Annotated in this window: 13 protein-coding genes; 6 read left to right on the top strand and 7 right to left on the bottom strand. The window is 43.4% G+C overall.

Annotated elements, in window-relative coordinates; genetic code table 11:
• Window positions 1-38 precede the first annotated feature (38 nt).
• Window positions 39-1004: an electron transfer flavoprotein subunit alpha/FixB family protein gene (locus R8O10_RS08525; RefSeq protein ID WP_318116827.1), complete on the top strand. Its 966-nt coding sequence runs from the start codon at window positions 39-41 to the stop codon at window positions 1002-1004.
• Window positions 1005-1071: 67 nt separating this feature from the next.
• Here the strand turns inward: R8O10_RS08525 and R8O10_RS08520 are convergent, their stop codons facing one another.
• Genes R8O10_RS08520 through pdhA form a run of 3 tightly spaced genes read right to left on the bottom strand, consistent with a single transcriptional unit; the run spans window position 1072 to window position 4287 of the window.
• Window positions 1072-2220 carry a dihydrolipoamide acetyltransferase family protein gene (locus R8O10_RS08520; RefSeq protein WP_005375831.1) on the bottom strand — a complete coding sequence of 383 codons (1149 nt, stop codon included), beginning with the start codon at window positions 2218-2220 and terminating at the stop codon, window positions 1072-1074.
• On the bottom strand, window positions 2217-3200 hold the full coding sequence (locus R8O10_RS08515; protein WP_017634235.1) for an alpha-ketoacid dehydrogenase subunit beta: 984 nt from the start codon (window positions 3198-3200) through the stop codon (window positions 2217-2219). The genes R8O10_RS08520 and R8O10_RS08515 overlap by 4 nt, the downstream gene beginning before the upstream one ends.
• Window positions 3193-4287, bottom strand: a complete 1095-nt coding sequence (gene pdhA, locus R8O10_RS08510; protein WP_025998586.1) for a pyruvate dehydrogenase (acetyl-transferring) E1 component subunit alpha — start codon at window positions 4285-4287, stop codon at window positions 3193-3195. The genes R8O10_RS08515 and pdhA overlap by 8 nt, the downstream gene beginning before the upstream one ends.
• Window positions 4288-4352: 65 nt before the next feature.
• On the opposite strand from pdhA, the gene R8O10_RS08505 reads away from it, so the two are divergent.
• The 3 genes from R8O10_RS08505 (at window position 4353) to R8O10_RS08495 (ending at window position 6217) form a co-directional block, all read left to right on the top strand.
• On the top strand, window positions 4353-4547 hold the full coding sequence (locus tag R8O10_RS08505; protein ID WP_152560954.1) for a hypothetical protein: 195 nt from the start codon (window positions 4353-4355) through the stop codon (window positions 4545-4547).
• A 396-nt stretch (window positions 4548-4943) separates the two neighbouring features.
• Window positions 4944-5264, top strand: coding sequence for a DOPA 4,5-dioxygenase family protein (locus R8O10_RS08500; protein WP_005375836.1), 321 nt, complete (start codon window positions 4944-4946; stop codon window positions 5262-5264).
• A 326-nt stretch (window positions 5265-5590) separates the two neighbouring features.
• Window positions 5591-6217, top strand: coding sequence for a hypothetical protein (locus R8O10_RS08495; RefSeq protein WP_054578994.1), 627 nt, complete (start codon window positions 5591-5593; stop codon window positions 6215-6217).
• Window positions 6218-6560: 343 nt separating this feature from the next.
• Here the strand turns inward: R8O10_RS08495 and R8O10_RS08490 are convergent, their stop codons facing one another.
• From R8O10_RS08490 to R8O10_RS08475, 4 genes are all read right to left on the bottom strand, one after another.
• Entirely contained in the window at window positions 6561-8342 is a 1782-nt protein-coding gene (locus R8O10_RS08490; protein ID WP_054578993.1) for a sodium:solute symporter family transporter, read from the bottom strand.
• Window positions 8343-9028: 686 nt separating this feature from the next.
• Window positions 9029-9745, bottom strand: a complete 717-nt coding sequence (locus R8O10_RS08485) for a 3'-5' exonuclease (protein WP_005388533.1) — start codon at window positions 9743-9745, stop codon at window positions 9029-9031.
• Window positions 9745-11607 carry a putative nucleotidyltransferase substrate binding domain-containing protein gene (locus R8O10_RS08480; RefSeq protein WP_017634232.1) on the bottom strand — a complete coding sequence of 621 codons (1863 nt, stop codon included), beginning with the start codon at window positions 11605-11607 and terminating at the stop codon, window positions 9745-9747. Before R8O10_RS08480 ends, R8O10_RS08485 begins: the two co-directional genes overlap by 1 nt.
• Window positions 11608-11748: 141 nt before the next feature.
• Window positions 11749-12468, bottom strand: coding sequence for a FadR/GntR family transcriptional regulator (locus tag R8O10_RS08475; RefSeq protein ID WP_005388529.1), 720 nt, complete (start codon window positions 12466-12468; stop codon window positions 11749-11751).
• Between the two features lie 560 nt (window positions 12469-13028).
• Between R8O10_RS08475 and R8O10_RS08470 the strand changes: the two genes are divergently transcribed.
• Entirely contained in the window at window positions 13029-13745 is a 717-nt protein-coding gene (locus R8O10_RS08470) for a FadR/GntR family transcriptional regulator (protein ID WP_017634231.1), read from the top strand.
• Window positions 13746-13934: 189 nt separating this feature from the next.
• Entirely contained in the window at window positions 13935-15224 is a 1290-nt protein-coding gene (locus R8O10_RS08465) for an MATE family efflux transporter (RefSeq protein ID WP_025998585.1), read from the top strand.
• Window positions 15225-15276 lie beyond the last annotated feature (52 nt).

The raw sequence follows: 15276 nt of genomic DNA, 5'->3' as shown, positions 1-15276 counted from the left end.
TCAAGTAATGGATCTGACGTGTTATATGAGGCATGACCATGGAAGACCGACCACTAGCAACACTTGTGCTCGCAGAGCATGACAACCAATCGTTGGCTGTAGGGACGCTGTGTGCAATTAAAGCGGCATTTGAGATTAAGGGTGATGATAAATCGCTTCCTGTTTCTGTGTTGCTTATTGGTTATCAGTGCCAATCAGTTTTGGATGAGTTGAATTGTGTTCAAGGTGTTGCAGAAATTATCTGGGTTGATGCGAAGGGATATGAACATGGATTAGCGGAAAATATCGCACCTTTGATCTCACAAGTAGCCAAAAACTACTCACACATTCTTTCTCCTGCTAGTACATTTGGTAAGAATGTGATGCCTCGTGTGGCGGCGTTGCTTAATGTTGGTCAACTTTCTGACGTGATGACAATCGAGTCTATCGATACGGTGATTCGTCCAATTTATGCTGGAAATGCATTGGCGAGAGTCACGTCGAATGATCCCTATAAAGTGATGACCATAAGAAGTACGGCTTTTGATGCCGCAGAGCTATCTGACACGCCAGTTGTCCCTAAGCTTACTCAAGTCGACACGGTGATTATCAATAAACTTAGTGAGTTTGTTTCGCAACAAACGCCAGAAAGTGAGCGACCAGAATTGCCAGCGGCTAGAGTAGTGGTGTCGGGTGGTCGTGCATTCGGGAGTAAAGAGAAGTTTGTTATAGTAGAACAATTGGCTGACAAGCTAGGTGGAGCGGTAGGGGCGTCACGAGCGGCGGTCGATGCGGGCTATGTGTCTAATGACCATCAAGTCGGGCAAACCGGCAAAATTGTTGCACCGGAGTTATACATTGCCGTCGGAATTTCTGGCGCGATCCAGCATTTGGCGGGAATGAAAGATTCCAAGGTGATTGTTGCAATTAATAGCGATCCTGATGCGCCTATTTTTGACATTGCTGATTATGGATTGGTCGGCGATTTGTTTGTGGTAATGCCTGAGCTGTTAGAGAAGCTGTAGATATAGTCTTGCTTCCTAAAACAAAAGGCTTCCGGACTGGAAGCCTTTATCATTTGATTTTTATAAGTTACTTTTCGCTCGGACGTTGCAGGTGCTCTGCAAGTACTTTCGTAAACCTTGCAGCTTCACCACCAGTACAAGCGCGATGATCAAACGTTACGGATAGCGGCATTGCTTTCACCGAAATTGCTTGACCATTTCTTATCACAACTCGGTCGAGTATTCGGCCCGCGCCGACAATAGCGACTTGTGGCGGTGTGACGACAGGTGTTGCGTAAATACCGGCAATCGCGCCGAAGTTGGAAAGCGTAATCGTCGCGTGCTGCAATTGCTCACGACCGATTTTTCTCTCTCTGATCCCTTCAACGGTTTGATCGAGCCAACGACGAACATCTTGTGGCTCGTATTCATCTGCGTGGCGCAAGACTGGCACGTACAATCCATGACGGCTATCTACTGCAATTCCTACATTGACCGTTGTGTGTACACAGCGTGTCATGGTTTCGGCATCAAACCAAGCGTTTAAAGCGGGCTCTTCTTGACACGCATGAACAATCGCTTGAACAAGGCGGATACTGATATCTTCGTTTGGCAGCCAATCTTCCAACAACGCTTCTTCCGTAATAGTTACGGCAGCAACATGTTCGTGCGATTCGGTCATAGACGATACCATGGTACGTCGAGCGCCTTTCAAAACTTCGGTGCCTGGACGCTGTTTTCCGGCTTCGTCGTAAATATCGGCATCTACGATAAGTCCGTTCGGGCCACTACCTGACACAAGGTTAAGATCTACCCCAAGTTTTTGTGCCAACAAGCGAGCCGAAGGCAGGGCGGTAACGAGGTTACTTTCTGTCGTGTTGTGGTTGCCACCAATCCAGAAATCATCAACGTTAACATGATGCGCTTGGTGAGAAACGCTACCGACGACGGTTGCGGCGTCAGCAGTGGCTTTTTTCTCTGCCGTTACTTCTCTCCCGGCACCTGTTTCATCAATCTCTAGCAGTAATGCACCAATATTGACGATTTCACCTTCCTCACCATGACGGCTGACCACACGGCCCGAATAGGGGGCAGGGACGTCTACCGTCGCTTTTGCTGTCTCGACAGTTAAGATCACTTGATCTAATTTAACCATGTCTCCGACATTAACGTGCCATTTGACAATTTCTGACTCAGCGAGACCTTCACCGAGATCGGGTAAATTAAACGTCTTCATTTCCAATCCTCCACGAGTTCGCGCGCCGCGGTCACAATGTCTTCTTCCTGAACCATGAAATAATCTTCGTTACGGTAATAAGGCATAATGGTGTCCATTCCAGTTACTCGTTTAGGTGGGGCTTTAAGTAAGCACATGGCGTGTTCAGCGGTTCGAGCTAATAGCTCAGATCCCACACCACAAGTTTTACTCGCTTCATGAACAACGAGTAAACGTCCAGTTTTTTCTAGTGAGCTGAAAATCGTCGCGGTATCAATTGGCTTAATACTCGCCAAATCAATCACCTCGACTTCAATTCCCTGACTAGACAAGGTTTGCGCGGCCTGAAGTGACTCTACGACGCATGCGCCCCAAGTAACGAGCGTGATATCTCGCCCCTTACGTAAGGTGAAGCAGGTGTCGAGTGGGAGTGCTTCGCCGTTATCAACGACTTCAGATTTAACGGTGCGATATATGCGCTTCGGTTCGAAGAACATGACGGGATCATTGCTTCTAATTGCGGCGAGAAGTAAGCCGTATGCGCGTTGTGGTGAAGAAGGAATCACCACTTTAAATCCAGCAGTGTGAGCAAATAGCGCTTCCACGCTTTCTGAGTGGTGTTCCGGAGCGTGGATACCGCCGCCAAATGGCGCACGGAAAACCGCGGGACAAGTGAGCCGACCGCGAGTTCTGTTACGCATTCGAGCCGCGTGGCACATTAAGTGCTCCATCGCAGGAAAAACGAAACCTTGAAACTGAAATTCGGCGACAGGTCGTAATCCTTGCGTTGCCATACCGACCGCAACCCCGCCGATTAAGGCTTCAGCGAGTGGCGTATCGATGACTCGTTTAAGACCAAACTCTTGCTTGAGTCCGACAGTGGCACGAAATACACCACCATTATCGCCCACGTCTTCACCTAATACGACAACATTGGGGTCTTGTTGCATTTCGTGGTGCAGGGCAAGGTTTACTGCTTCAACCAACGTTAGCTCAGCCATGTCTGCCTCCCTGCATTCTCATTGCCTTGTTGATGAGTTCATCTCTTTGTGCATGAAGCTCTTGAGGTAGCGATTCATACAAATAATCGAAACCGGTTTCTGGTGCTTGTGGCGGTAAGCTCAGATAGCGTTCAACAGCTAACTCTACTTGCTCTTTACAGTAATCTAGCCATTGCTGTTCTTGTTCGTCGCTCCAAGCGCCTTGATTAAGGAGGTACGTTTTAAGACGTGCGATAGGTTCGTATTGCCATGCAGTTTGAACATCATCTTCTTTACGATAACGAGTCGCATCATCGGCCGTAGTGTGGTCACTCAGTCGGTAACTCACCGCTTCGATGAGTGTTGCGCCTTTCCCTTTTCTTGCTCTCTCAAGGGCGGTTTTAGTTGCATCATAAACGGCGACGACATCGTTACCATCGACAGTAATACCCGGTATACCTGCACCTTGCGCTTTTTCTGATAAGAAATCGGCGGCACATTGGAGACTACGCGGCACTGAAATTGCCCACTGGTTATTGTTTACGACGAAAACAAGTGGAATATTCCAAGTACCTGCGCAGTTTATTGACTCAAGAAAGTCCCCTTTGGATGTACCACCATCGCCACACATGACTAGCGCAGCTTCATGGTTACCTTGAATTTTTAGCGCGGAAGCCACCCCGACAGCATGCGTACATTGCGTCGCTATGGGTACACAGTAGGGAAGGTCTCGGCTAGGAACCGGACTGCCTTCAGGAGCAAAATCACTCCCGCGCTCATCGCCACCCCAGTATTGAAGGTTCTTTTCCATGCCAATGCCACGACACCACATCGCAGGCATATCGCGGTAGTAAGGGACAAACACATCATCGGCTTTAAGTGCTCTGCCGACCGCAATGCCTATGGCTTCCGCGCCTAAGTGTGAGGGATAGGTCCCTAGCTTACCGGTGCGTTGCAAGGCAACTGCTTTGTTGTCGTAAGTGCGAGTTAATACCATGTCTCGGTAAAACCCGACCAATGTTTCAGTGTCAGCCCAGTTGGGTAGTTGGCCGACGAGGTCCCCACGATGGTCGATAAACCGATGCATGGGTAATGCCTGAACGTTCATCTCAAGCTCCTTTTGACGCTGCGGGTCTTTTGGACTGCAGCTGTTCATACAAAACCAGAGTTTGTATGGGTACTCAAACTCTGATATCAGCGCAAAGGCCATACCTAAGGTTGCGTGTGCTTTCGATAGCGGTAGGCATCTGTTCGTCCCTTAAACTATTTGTCGATAACATCGCTGCGATTATTTCACCGCAAGATACAGAGAAAGGCTTTTCTGTATCTAACCCTCTAACTAAATCGTGGTATAGCCAGATACAATAAGTGTAAACAAATTGTTAAATTATGCTTCATTTTGACTTTCGCTCAGTAGTAAAGTTTTGCTTGCACCCTGATTTTGCAGAGTAATATGCTGCTATTTTGCTGGTGGTATTTTTAAACTCGAATTTAATTACTGGTTAATGAAACATATTTGCAACAAAATTTGGCTGTAAAATTTGACAAAGTGAGTCATTATTAATGAATCAACTCAAACAGTTGCTATATGATGAATTGCAAATTTTTGTTGTGCTCGAAGCCTCGACCTTATGAGAATGCATAACTTCTTCCCAACTGAGTGGAATCAAGGTAGGGTGACGGCATTACAAATGTATACCCTCGGCAGTCCTTGAGCTTATCCAAAGTAGGTAGTGCTCAAGTGGAAGTGATTATGGAGAAGTTATGTACCACGCTCATGTTTATTTTCCCCTAAGAGAACAAGATAAAGCGCAAGCCTTGAACGAGATCATCCGTCAAGAGCGTCAAGATGTGCTGCGTGTGTTTCCATTAGTTGGAAGGTTAGTTGGCCCACACAAGATGCCGATGTTTGAAATTCACCTAGAATCCTTGAGTGAAGAGTTCTTGGCGTGGCTTGATACGATTCGAGGCGATTTTTCTGTGCTTATTCACCCAGTAAGCGAAGAAGAGTTGCTCGATCACACAGAACGCGCGATTTGGTTGGGCAGAGAGATTGGTGTATTTGAAGAAAAGTTAGAGAAATAGTTGCTCCTCTCGCCCATGCATGACCGCTTTGAATCCTTCTCTTCTCATTGCGGTCGCAGCTTCTGCTTAACGCCTCATCTTCATTGATGGGTGCGGAATCCCTATCTTACGCTTTGCTGTAGCTATTTTTGTGCTAAACCTAAAAGTAGGCTTTCGAACTTCACGCACAAAGCGTGAAAATATCGCTGTTTAGCATGCCATTAAATGAATTTTGGTGGTAATAAAATATTAAGTCTTTGATAAATCAAATAGGTATAGCAGGGAAGTGCAGTTTACGACCCCAACGCCATTGGCAGTGGCGCCGATAATTTCTGAGGGGGAAGGGTATGTTTTCGATACTCTTGGTTATACTTGCACTCTATATATTTTGGCTGTTGTTTCGCAACGAGCCTGCGTTTGCCGGGCGTACCGCTCAAAAAAAACGTGACTGGGTTGGGCCTACCGCCAACAAAGAAGAATGGCGAGGGTTTTGTACAGACGTATTTCAGCCGTTCAGTTCTCAAACGACTTTCTACGCCATTGCTTATTTTGCCAATTACGTAGCAGCAGCGAACGCAATATCTTGGTCAACGATATACGAAGGCGATTATCCGATCATCATAAGCCGATTTGGTAGCTACTTCATTTTAAGTACGCATGATGCACTGGTCGTAGCTGGGTTTATTGCGCTTGCTTTCTTTATCATTAATTGGCAACTTGCCATGCGCTGCTCCGGTATTCTTAGCCAGTATCTAGTGCGGATTCTTATTATTAATCAAAAGCGCTTTGTCGCGATTAGCTTGGTGTTTTGCAGCTACTTTTCGTACCTACTGACGCTTGGTATATTCTGGCTGTTCCATGATGGGTATTCAATCTGGCATGGATTAATGCTTAGCCCTGTGTTCCTGCTGTTAGCTTTATTGGTAGCTGTTGTTGTGCCATCTGCAAAAAGAGAAAATAGTGTACCTAAGTAATCCCGAGATGGTTTGTTCAGCGGGAATAGTTTGGCTTGTAGACTAGGTAGTGATGTAAAGGACTAGCGAGTCTAAATCACGAAGTGGCAACAAAGTATACGAGCCGAGATCTTTACTTCATCAGGTATTTTTGGGGCGTTTACTTAAGCAAGGTAGGCTGCACTTTTAACTCGATCAGATTATCACGTTCTGGTTTAGCCTTATCGAATGACAAAATAAAGCTGCAATTCGATAACCCTAGACAAGATGATATGTCTTCGTAAAAGGGTGAAGTGTTCGTACTGGGAACTTAGAATAAAAAAAACGCGGCCAAAGAATAGCCGCGTTTATTAGAATAAGAGATTTAACTTTCTGTCACAGGTTCAGAGACTTGTTCAGCGCTTGAATCCACAGCTTTTACAAGTAGTAGACCAACACCTCCGACGATGGCACCACATAGAATAAACACTAAGCGCCCCCATACTGGGTTAGGTAGCAGAGCCATAAACATGACACCTATACCTGCGACCGCGATAAGTTTACCCAGCATTTGACGTTGCTTGTTATCGAGTTTTCTCTGTGCCACTGATTCCGCTACAAGAGGCGTTGATAGGTTTTCAAAGAACTTATCGACATCTGCTTGGCGTTTGTCAGTTAGAGGCTTGTAGAATAGAGTCGACAACATGAAGAAGCCACCAGTTAGCGTCATGTGTCCGATTAGACCTATTGCTACTTTCACATCAGACCATTCTCGGCTAGTCAACTCCTCAAGGCCAAACGCCGATGACACCATATCAGCTGTGATAACAAACCCAACAAGGTAGGAAACGATGCCACCCACGACTAGAGTTCCCCAACCGGCCCAGTCTGGAGTTTTCTTGATAAAGAAGCCTAAAAACGCTGGAATTGTCATTGGGAACCCGATGAGCGCACCAACGTACATCATAGTGTCGAATAGACTCAGACCTTTTAGAGAGTTTATAAACTGCGCGATTAGAATAATTGCAACGCCAAATACCGCCGATGTTGCTTTAGAAACTGCGACTAGCTCTTTCTCTGATGCTTGGCCTTTACGAACGATCGGTTCATAAAAGTTCTTTACGAAAATACCTGAATTGCGGTTAAGACCAGAGTCCATAGAGGACATCGTAGCAGCAAACATTGCAGCGACCAGAAGTCCAACCATACCTGCTGGCATGTACTCTTGAACGAAGTATAGGTACGCGAAGTCGCCTGCTTTGTTACCAGCATCTGGATAAGCTGCCGCTAAATCAACACCTTGGCCTGCAATATACCAAGAAGGCATGAACCAAATGAAAACTCCACCCAACATCAATACACATGCTAGCAAAGCTGCTTTTTTTGCATTTTTAGAGTCTTTTGCAGCTAGGTAACGGTAAGAGTTCAACATATTGTTTGTAATAGAGAACTGCTTAACGAAGATAAAGAACGCCCAAATACTAAAGATGCTTAAGTAGTTCAGGTTGTTACCTGCAACAAAGCTGCCACTTTCTGCGACTGGGAAGTTAGAGATAATTTCAGTAACTCCACCACCTTGAACAATAGCAACGGCTGCACATGTGATCGTTACCGCCATGATGATGACCATTTGCATGAAATCGGAGGCGATAACCGCCCAAGAGCCGCCAGTTACCGACATCGCAAGTACAACTAAACCGGTAATCCAGATGGTTGCTGTCATATCAAAACCAAAAATACCTGAAGCTATAATAGCAAGGGCGTTAAGCCATACACCTGCAGAGACAACACTGTTTGGCATCGAAGACCAAGTAAATACTTGTTCGTTTGTTGTACCAAAACGCATACGAATGGCTTCTATGACAGTTACGACGCGTAACTGACGAAATTTCGGTGCAAAGTAAGCGAAGTTCATGAAGTAACCAAACGCGTTTGCAAGGAAAATAATAGCGACAGCAAAACCATCATTGTAGGCTTTACCAGCTGCTCCAGTAAATGTCCAAGCAGAGAATTGAGTCATAAACGCCGTTGCTCCAACCATCCACCAAAGCATGTTGCCGCCACCTCGGAAGTAGTCGCTTGTAGTACTAGTAAAAGTTCTGAACATCCAACCTATTGCGATTAAGAATAGAAAATAGATGCCCACAATGAGAGTATTGAGTTCCATCTTTAGACCTTTGAAGTAGTTTATTGTCCTAAGTAATAGTAACGTTCGCCCCTCTTATTTGTAGTACAATAACTCAAAACCGTGACCAGTAAGGCGTAATAAACCCTTTAATTAATCATACAAGTGATCGGTGTCAGATATTGCTTTTCTCTGAAGCTGCTAAAAGTGTCGAGTTTAGGTATGGGTTCTATGAATATACTTATAAAGAATCTTAAGTCCTCTAATAAGAATGGATGCGGATTTATGCATATCTGGCAGAGGGATATAACATCGATTGATGTAGGATTGTTAAAAAAAAGCCCATGCAAGCCTGTACTGCATGGGCCAAACGGTACTAGTACCGCGAGCTGTCGGCTGAAGTTCGCAACAGCGGCTTTACATGATTACTAACCACTGCAGATGACGTTCGAGGGGACATCACCTGAATTCGGTTGTTTATGTAACGCTGCTAGATCTTCGACAATCATTGCGCACATGCAATGCTAAGCTCTCTAAAATGTAGTTATGATATGGAGCAACTAATCAGTTTACACTCGCTCTGATGTTGGCAAGTGACAATGGCTATTCGCTGCATTTTGCTAACGTCGCCTCCATTAATGATATTGTATTATTAACTAAGGTAAATGCTGATGATACCAAATTGTGACAGAGAACATGTTTAGCAAATAGGCCTGTGATCTGGATGATTACAGGCTAAGCCGGTAAAGGGGCCCGACTGTCGCTTTTGTCTGAGGTGCGATACGGGTTTGTTGAACTAATAGTAACTCTGCAGTTGCAATTGCATCTGCAAGTGCATTATGGCCGTTGTAAGCGGGTAACCCGTAACGTTCCCTTGTCGCTGCTAGAGTCACATCTGATTCATCGGAAGCATTGATAGCTCTTTGTAACCTTTTTTCTATTCGCAAGGTGTCTATCCAAATGAGCGGCAACTCTTTTATGTTGAAAACTCGCTGTAAATATTGATTAATAAAGCTAGTTTCGACTATACATCCGTGCGCAACAATAACTTTGTTTTCTGCTGCTTTAAAGAATGTACGCATTGCTTCATGAATAGAGATTCCATCAGTCAGCATTTGTTGGGTAATATGGTTAACAACTATGGTTTCGGGCTTAATTTTTGAGTCGCTATGTACATAAAGGTGTTGACTTGTTGCTAAGTCAATATGGCCTTGTCGAATCTCTACCCAGCCCATGGAAAGAATGACTTCTTCCTCACTGTCTAAGCCAGTTGTTTCAAGATCTAGAACGATGAACTCAGTGTCAAAAGCTCGTTGATTTACGTCCAGATTTGGCGAGCGAAGCAGCTTTTTAAGATAAAGAGGGATGTGCTTCTTTTTACAGTGCTTTTGTCTCTGACGATTTTTTCGTGTCAATGGATGAAAGTACTCAAGTAAGCGCTTCATTATCGGCTCCCAAAACGGAGTTTGGCGACTTCTTGTAGATCTGCAATGATGCGGAACGCGTCTTTTAAATGTTGACGTTCAAAACTACCGAACGTATTGGGGTCAATGTGGTTATTTGGCTCATCTCCACTTTTTAGTGCTTCTAATTGATGGGCAAATCGAAACGACAAGATGAATTGATATGCGTTGATTATATTTTTGTACGCGTCATGGCTGAGCAGTCCTTTTTCGTTAGCTGCTTTAAAACGCTCATCAGTTGCAGTGAGGTCACATTCAACTGCCAGACCATAAATCCTTGCAAGATCAATGATTAGATTAATCGCGTATTTTTTTACGTCGAGCGTTTTCTTGTTCTCTCCCGATTTTTGTAATACTAGGCTATTGAATATTCCTAGCGGTGGGTTTGTTTTCACCGCATCGTTAACTAACATCGTAAGGAATTCTCTATTAGCGTTGATGTTAGAGTGAAGCTCATCGCGAAGTATCTGTTCAAAGTCTTTGTTTCCATAAACGGTTCGGATTTCTAAAAAGACACTGATATTGAGGAGGCGCTCGTATTCAGGATTTGCCACCCATTTCTTATAGTACTTTTTCCAAACAGAGAGAGGCTGGCACCATTTAGGGGTCGCTGCCATAAATTTCCCTGGACACAATGGATAGTTACATTTATTCAGACCATTACTTACTATCATTGCTAAATGTTTGAAGTAGATACGGTCGTTATCTGTTGCCGAATCATCTAATACGATGGCGCTATCTTGATCTGACAGCATATGTACTTCTTGGCGAGCATGAGAGCCTGCCACAATCCAAGAGAAGTCACAGGGAGGTGTTCCCAACTTATCAATGGCTATTTGTATTAACCTACGAGTGTACGCATCCATAATCATGGTCATCACTTTACCAATGATTTCTGGTGAAACCCGTCCTTCGACTAATGCTTCAAAAATAGCTTGGCGCTCGGACGTAAAACTAGACAACGCTTTGACACTGCCAGCATATTTGATCTTTTCAATTAAAAATATAGCTTGGACTCGATGGTTTTGAACCAAGTGCGTTGTGGTCAAAACGCCAACGACGTTATTGTCTCTGACTAAGGGTAAGTTTCTTATATTGTGCTGCATCATAATGGAGGCTGCGTGCAGAACTAAATCGTCAGGATGAATTGTTTTAGGATCAGGCGACATGACTTCGACGACTGGTGTTGAGATGCTTAATCCTTTGGCGATGACTCGCTTTGTCATATCTCGGTCGGTAATCAGTCCAACTATTTTATTATCACGATAAACGACAGCGCAGGGAGAGCACTTATCGATCATCTCGTTGGCGACTGACTGAATGGATTGCTCAGCGGTTACAATTGCAACTCGACCACTAGCGACTTCCTCTACACGCCGAATAAACAACCCTTTTTCTTTGTTAGACCACACGACATCTAATGCTGACTTTAGCCGTACCTGAGCTTGTGATGCAAAATGTTCAGCACATTCAGGATGAGAAGTGCACAACTTTTTCAGCGCAGCATTTGGAATTACATAAACTAATGAATTTTCGATTGCAATTGCTTTGTATTCTTTTCCGCTTTCGACTTCGTTACCAAGAAAAGTGAAGCCAAACAAATCTTCCGGACCAAGTTTAGCTCTCAATATGCCATCAGATTTACGCTGTTCGATAGAGCCAGTTCTAATAATATAAAGTGACTTTTCGTTCTTAGAAGAATACTGATCAACAACATCCCCCTTGCTTAAATAAGTGATCTTGACAGATGAAGCAAGCTCGCGAAGTGCACCTTTAGGTACCTTGTCAAACGGATCAATCTGGCTGATAAACTGTATGATATTTGGCAGTAGCGAGTCGGTCATAACACAACATTCTCAAAATACATTTGTATTACTATATATCAAAATATTGATGGTGTGCCATAAAGAATTGGAGGAAACGAAATTAAAAAAGCACGCGAGATGCGTGCTTTTGCCTAGTTATTAGATCGCCCAAGCCCAAGCTTAACTGGCTTCGGGTAAGCGATGTTTTGACTCCAACAAGTGGTTAGCCGAAGCTTGACGTGCTTTTTCAGCATTGCCTGCCATTATTGCTTCATAAATCTCACGATGTTCTTCGATGCACGTATTGCCTTCCTCAGATGAGTGTGCAATAAAGTTAATGAACATTGTAGTCAGAACATGCCCAAACGGTAAGAAAAAGTCGTTTCCGGTTGAGTTAAAAATAATGCTATGGAAACGAATATCTACATCCATCCAACGCGCTTTGTCCAGTTCGTCTGCTTTAGCGACTTCCAACATATCTTGGAATGCTTCTGATAGCTGAATTCGCTGTTCCGCAGTGGCATTTTTCGCTGCGAGTGCACAAGCTTCAGGCTCTATCGCGCGTCGTAACCCCAAAAATTGATGACAGAACTGATCTATCTCTGTTAGACCGTCCATCCATTCAATTAATTGTGGGTCTAAAAAGTTCCAGTACGCTCGGTTGATGACTCGAGTACCAACTTTTGGACGTGACTCGAGTAAACCTTTTGATGTTAAAAGTTTTACGGCTTCACGCAAAGCTGTGCGACTGATACCAAACTGTTCACACAGGGACATTTCTCCTGGAAGAATGGACCCTTGAGGGATCTTGCCTGACAAAATGCTACGAGCAATTTCGCGAGCTACTTGTACATGTAAGCTGCGCTTGGAACCGGAGATAGAATGAAATTCACCAGACATAAAATCACTTATCGTTAAAATTGTATTATTTAAGCTTGGACTATATCATCCAAAGTGTAGCTCACCAAGAAGATGTTTACGTAATAACAGTTGTCTTCACAAATCCATTTTGAATCTCCGACTGCTTTATGAAGCCTTCATGATTATGATACTTAGCGTATAACAGATGAGGCCACCGATTCTTACATCATTCCTTATTTATTTGTTAGCTCAATATGTTAGTTAACTCTAGTCGCGCCTACTTATTGTACTCACTGATTTTCAATACACAGCACACAATTTGAATAGAAGGTCAGGTTTCTTGTTAAATAAAGTGATATTGTATTATTATATACTAAAGATCGGTGTGCATGATGTTACTACTCGACCATTCAATATTGAGTTTGGCCAATATACCTCGCGAGTAAAAATCATATTCATAAGATCGTTAGATTTTAGACGCTAAATAACAGTGCTTTACATTTACACAGAAAGTCTCCGCCTTCAAAGCGTGTTTCATTTGGCCTTTTCTAATTATTAGCTAAACAAGTCGTTTAGGCTGCTGGCAATGAGGAATATAGATGGCAGAGTTTTCACTTCTCGGGAATTCAAATCACAAGATACATGTACAAGTAGCAAGACAGATTTCTCGCAAAATATTGTCAGGAGAATTAAGTCAAAATGAGAAGCTCCCGAGTGAAATAGAACTGTGTAAGTTGTTTGGTGTTAGTCGGACAGCACTACGAGAGTCGACGAAGTTGCTGTCTGCTAAAGGCTTAATTATCTCTAAACCAAAAGTTGGAACTACGGTACTACCAAGAAACTATTGGCATTTTCTTGATCCTCAACTCTTAGAGTGGATCCAAGATTTAGAAGATACTAAGCCGTTTCTATCTCAGTTTTTAGGATTGCGTAAAGCCATAGAACCAGAGGCGTGTGCGCTGGCAGCCCAAAATGCCAATGCTGAGCAAAGAAAGCTGTTGTCAATTGTATTTCAAAGAATGACGATGGCAGCACGATGTCACGATTATGATGAGTGGATTGCTAACGATCATTTGTTTCATCAAACGATATTCCTTTGTACCGATAATCAATTCTACGTTCCCTTCAGCAATATACTTTCGACCATATTTAAGGTGTTTATTGACAAGTCAGTTGAAGGAGGGAGGTTCTGCCTTAATGAGCACCGTGCAATTTATGATGCAATTATGGTCGGAAACTCATTTCAAGCTCGTTTAGCCTCTCAAACGCTGTTAAATGATGAGAATCAGAGGCTTTCCGACGCCGTGAATAGTTAAGAGCTTGCGTACATTTTTATTGACTAAAAAGAGTTTTCTGTCGTTTCTTTTTGTCATGAACTTTGCCTAATGACCGAGCTCTTTAGTTTAAACGTTTAACCTCATTACAAAGGTTTACTAATGTTTTCCCAACCATATATAAAGAAAAACTTATCTCTTGCTTGGCCGCTTGCTCTTAATGCTTTGTTGATGCAATCAATGCTTATGATTGATACGCTGCTTGTTACGCCATTAGGTGAAGTTTCACTTGCTGCTATGGGGATTGCTACAACAATAGTTTCTTTTGTTTTAGGTATCCAAATGGCTCTAGCAAATGGGTCTCAATTGGTACTTAGCCGTGCGGTAGGCTCTGGTCATTATCTATCGTTAAATAAAGGTTTCTGGGCAGCTTTAGTTATCAACGTTCTAGTCGCATCCTTATTCTGGCTGTTGATTACTGTCTTTGATGAAGCGTTAATCAGTAAGTTGACGGATAACGTTGATCTCTATGCGGAGACAAAATGCTACCTTGCAATTGCTAAGTTCATCGTCATATTCAATGCCATTACTCAGGTTATGATTGCGGTGTTCAATGCGCTTGGACGGACCAAAGTTCCATTTAAAGGCTATTTGATTGAATTGCCAGTCAACGTGGCGATGTCTTATGTTCTGATTCACGGCCTGACTAATTTTGAAGGTATTGGCGTTCAAGGCGCCGCGGCGGGTAGTTTGGTTGCTATTAGTATTCGGCTGTTATATTTAACCATGTGCATTAAGCTTGATGATTCTATCATCTTGTCTATTAAGAAGCTTGATGCGTCATTGAAAAGCAATATACATAAGCATTTTAAAGAGATTTTCCCCGTCGCGGCGAACGTCACAATGTTACAAACTGGCGCAACGATATACATGTTGCTGTACTCGCAACTGACCTTAAATGCTTATGTCGCTATGACTATCGTGATGCCTTGGATCAAAGCGGGTACTCAGTTCATTACTGCTTGGGCGCATTCATCGGCAATCACGATTAGCCAAGCAATTGGATCAAGAAAAATGGATGAGCTGCGTAACAATGTCGATATTAGTATTGATATGGCCGTGATGATCTCGTTCGTTTCAGCATTTTTCTTTTTTGCACTTAGTTTCGTTCTTCCTGATTTGTATCCCGACTTAGACCCGAGTACTTACAAAGCGTTATCCGCGATTGCTCCACTTTACATACTGCTACCGATAGTACGTGGCTATAACACCGTTCATGGTCATATTTTGAGAGCGTTAGGTAAAACAACGGAGGTGTTTAAGATTAACTTTACCGGTCAGTGGGTAATCTCAATACCGTTATGTGCTTTGATGATTTTATACTTGGACCTTTCAGTGTTTTGGGTGTTTGCAATCATGCCGTTTGAAGAAATTGTTAAGGCATGGCCATTTAGGCATTTAGCACGTAAGTCTCTGAAAGATTTCGATATTAATAAGGCAGACAAGCTAATGTACGATTGATTCTATGACTATTGGATTAGGTCGAAAATATTCGTAGATGCTATGGACTAAA

This window comes from Vibrio sp. 1727 (genome assembly GCF_033344415.1).
GTDB lineage: Bacteria > Pseudomonadota > Gammaproteobacteria > Enterobacterales > Vibrionaceae > Vibrio > Vibrio alginolyticus.
This window is presented reverse-complemented; position numbering and strand designations above follow the sequence as displayed.

What these genes read in the sequence shown, in the direction of transcription:
- R8O10_RS08525 (WP_318116827.1), top strand. Translation starts at nt 39, where the DNA reads ATGGAAGACCGACCACTAGCAACACTTGTGCTCGCAGAGCATGACAAC.
- R8O10_RS08520 (WP_005375831.1), bottom strand. Translation starts at nt 2,220, where the DNA reads ATGAAGACGTTTAATTTACCCGATCTCGGTGAAGGTCTCGCTGAGTCA.
- R8O10_RS08515 (WP_017634235.1), bottom strand. Translation starts at nt 3,200, where the DNA reads ATGGCTGAGCTAACGTTGGTTGAAGCAGTAAACCTTGCCCTGCACCAC.
- pdhA (WP_025998586.1), bottom strand. Translation starts at nt 4,287, where the DNA reads ATGAACGTTCAGGCATTACCCATGCATCGGTTTATCGACCATCGTGGG.
- R8O10_RS08505 (WP_152560954.1), top strand. Translation starts at nt 4,353, where the DNA reads ATGGGTACTCAAACTCTGATATCAGCGCAAAGGCCATACCTAAGGTTG.
- R8O10_RS08500 (WP_005375836.1), top strand. Translation starts at nt 4,944, where the DNA reads ATGTACCACGCTCATGTTTATTTTCCCCTAAGAGAACAAGATAAAGCG.
- R8O10_RS08495 (WP_054578994.1), top strand. Translation starts at nt 5,591, where the DNA reads ATGTTTTCGATACTCTTGGTTATACTTGCACTCTATATATTTTGGCTG.
- R8O10_RS08490 (WP_054578993.1), bottom strand. Translation starts at nt 8,342, where the DNA reads ATGGAACTCAATACTCTCATTGTGGGCATCTATTTTCTATTCTTAATC.
- R8O10_RS08485 (WP_005388533.1), bottom strand. Translation starts at nt 9,745, where the DNA reads ATGAAGCGCTTACTTGAGTACTTTCATCCATTGACACGAAAAAATCGT.
- R8O10_RS08480 (WP_017634232.1), bottom strand. Translation starts at nt 11,607, where the DNA reads ATGACCGACTCGCTACTGCCAAATATCATACAGTTTATCAGCCAGATT.
- R8O10_RS08475 (WP_005388529.1), bottom strand. Translation starts at nt 12,468, where the DNA reads ATGTCTGGTGAATTTCATTCTATCTCCGGTTCCAAGCGCAGCTTACAT.
- R8O10_RS08470 (WP_017634231.1), top strand. Translation starts at nt 13,029, where the DNA reads ATGGCAGAGTTTTCACTTCTCGGGAATTCAAATCACAAGATACATGTA.
- R8O10_RS08465 (WP_025998585.1), top strand. Translation starts at nt 13,935, where the DNA reads ATGCAATCAATGCTTATGATTGATACGCTGCTTGTTACGCCATTAGGT.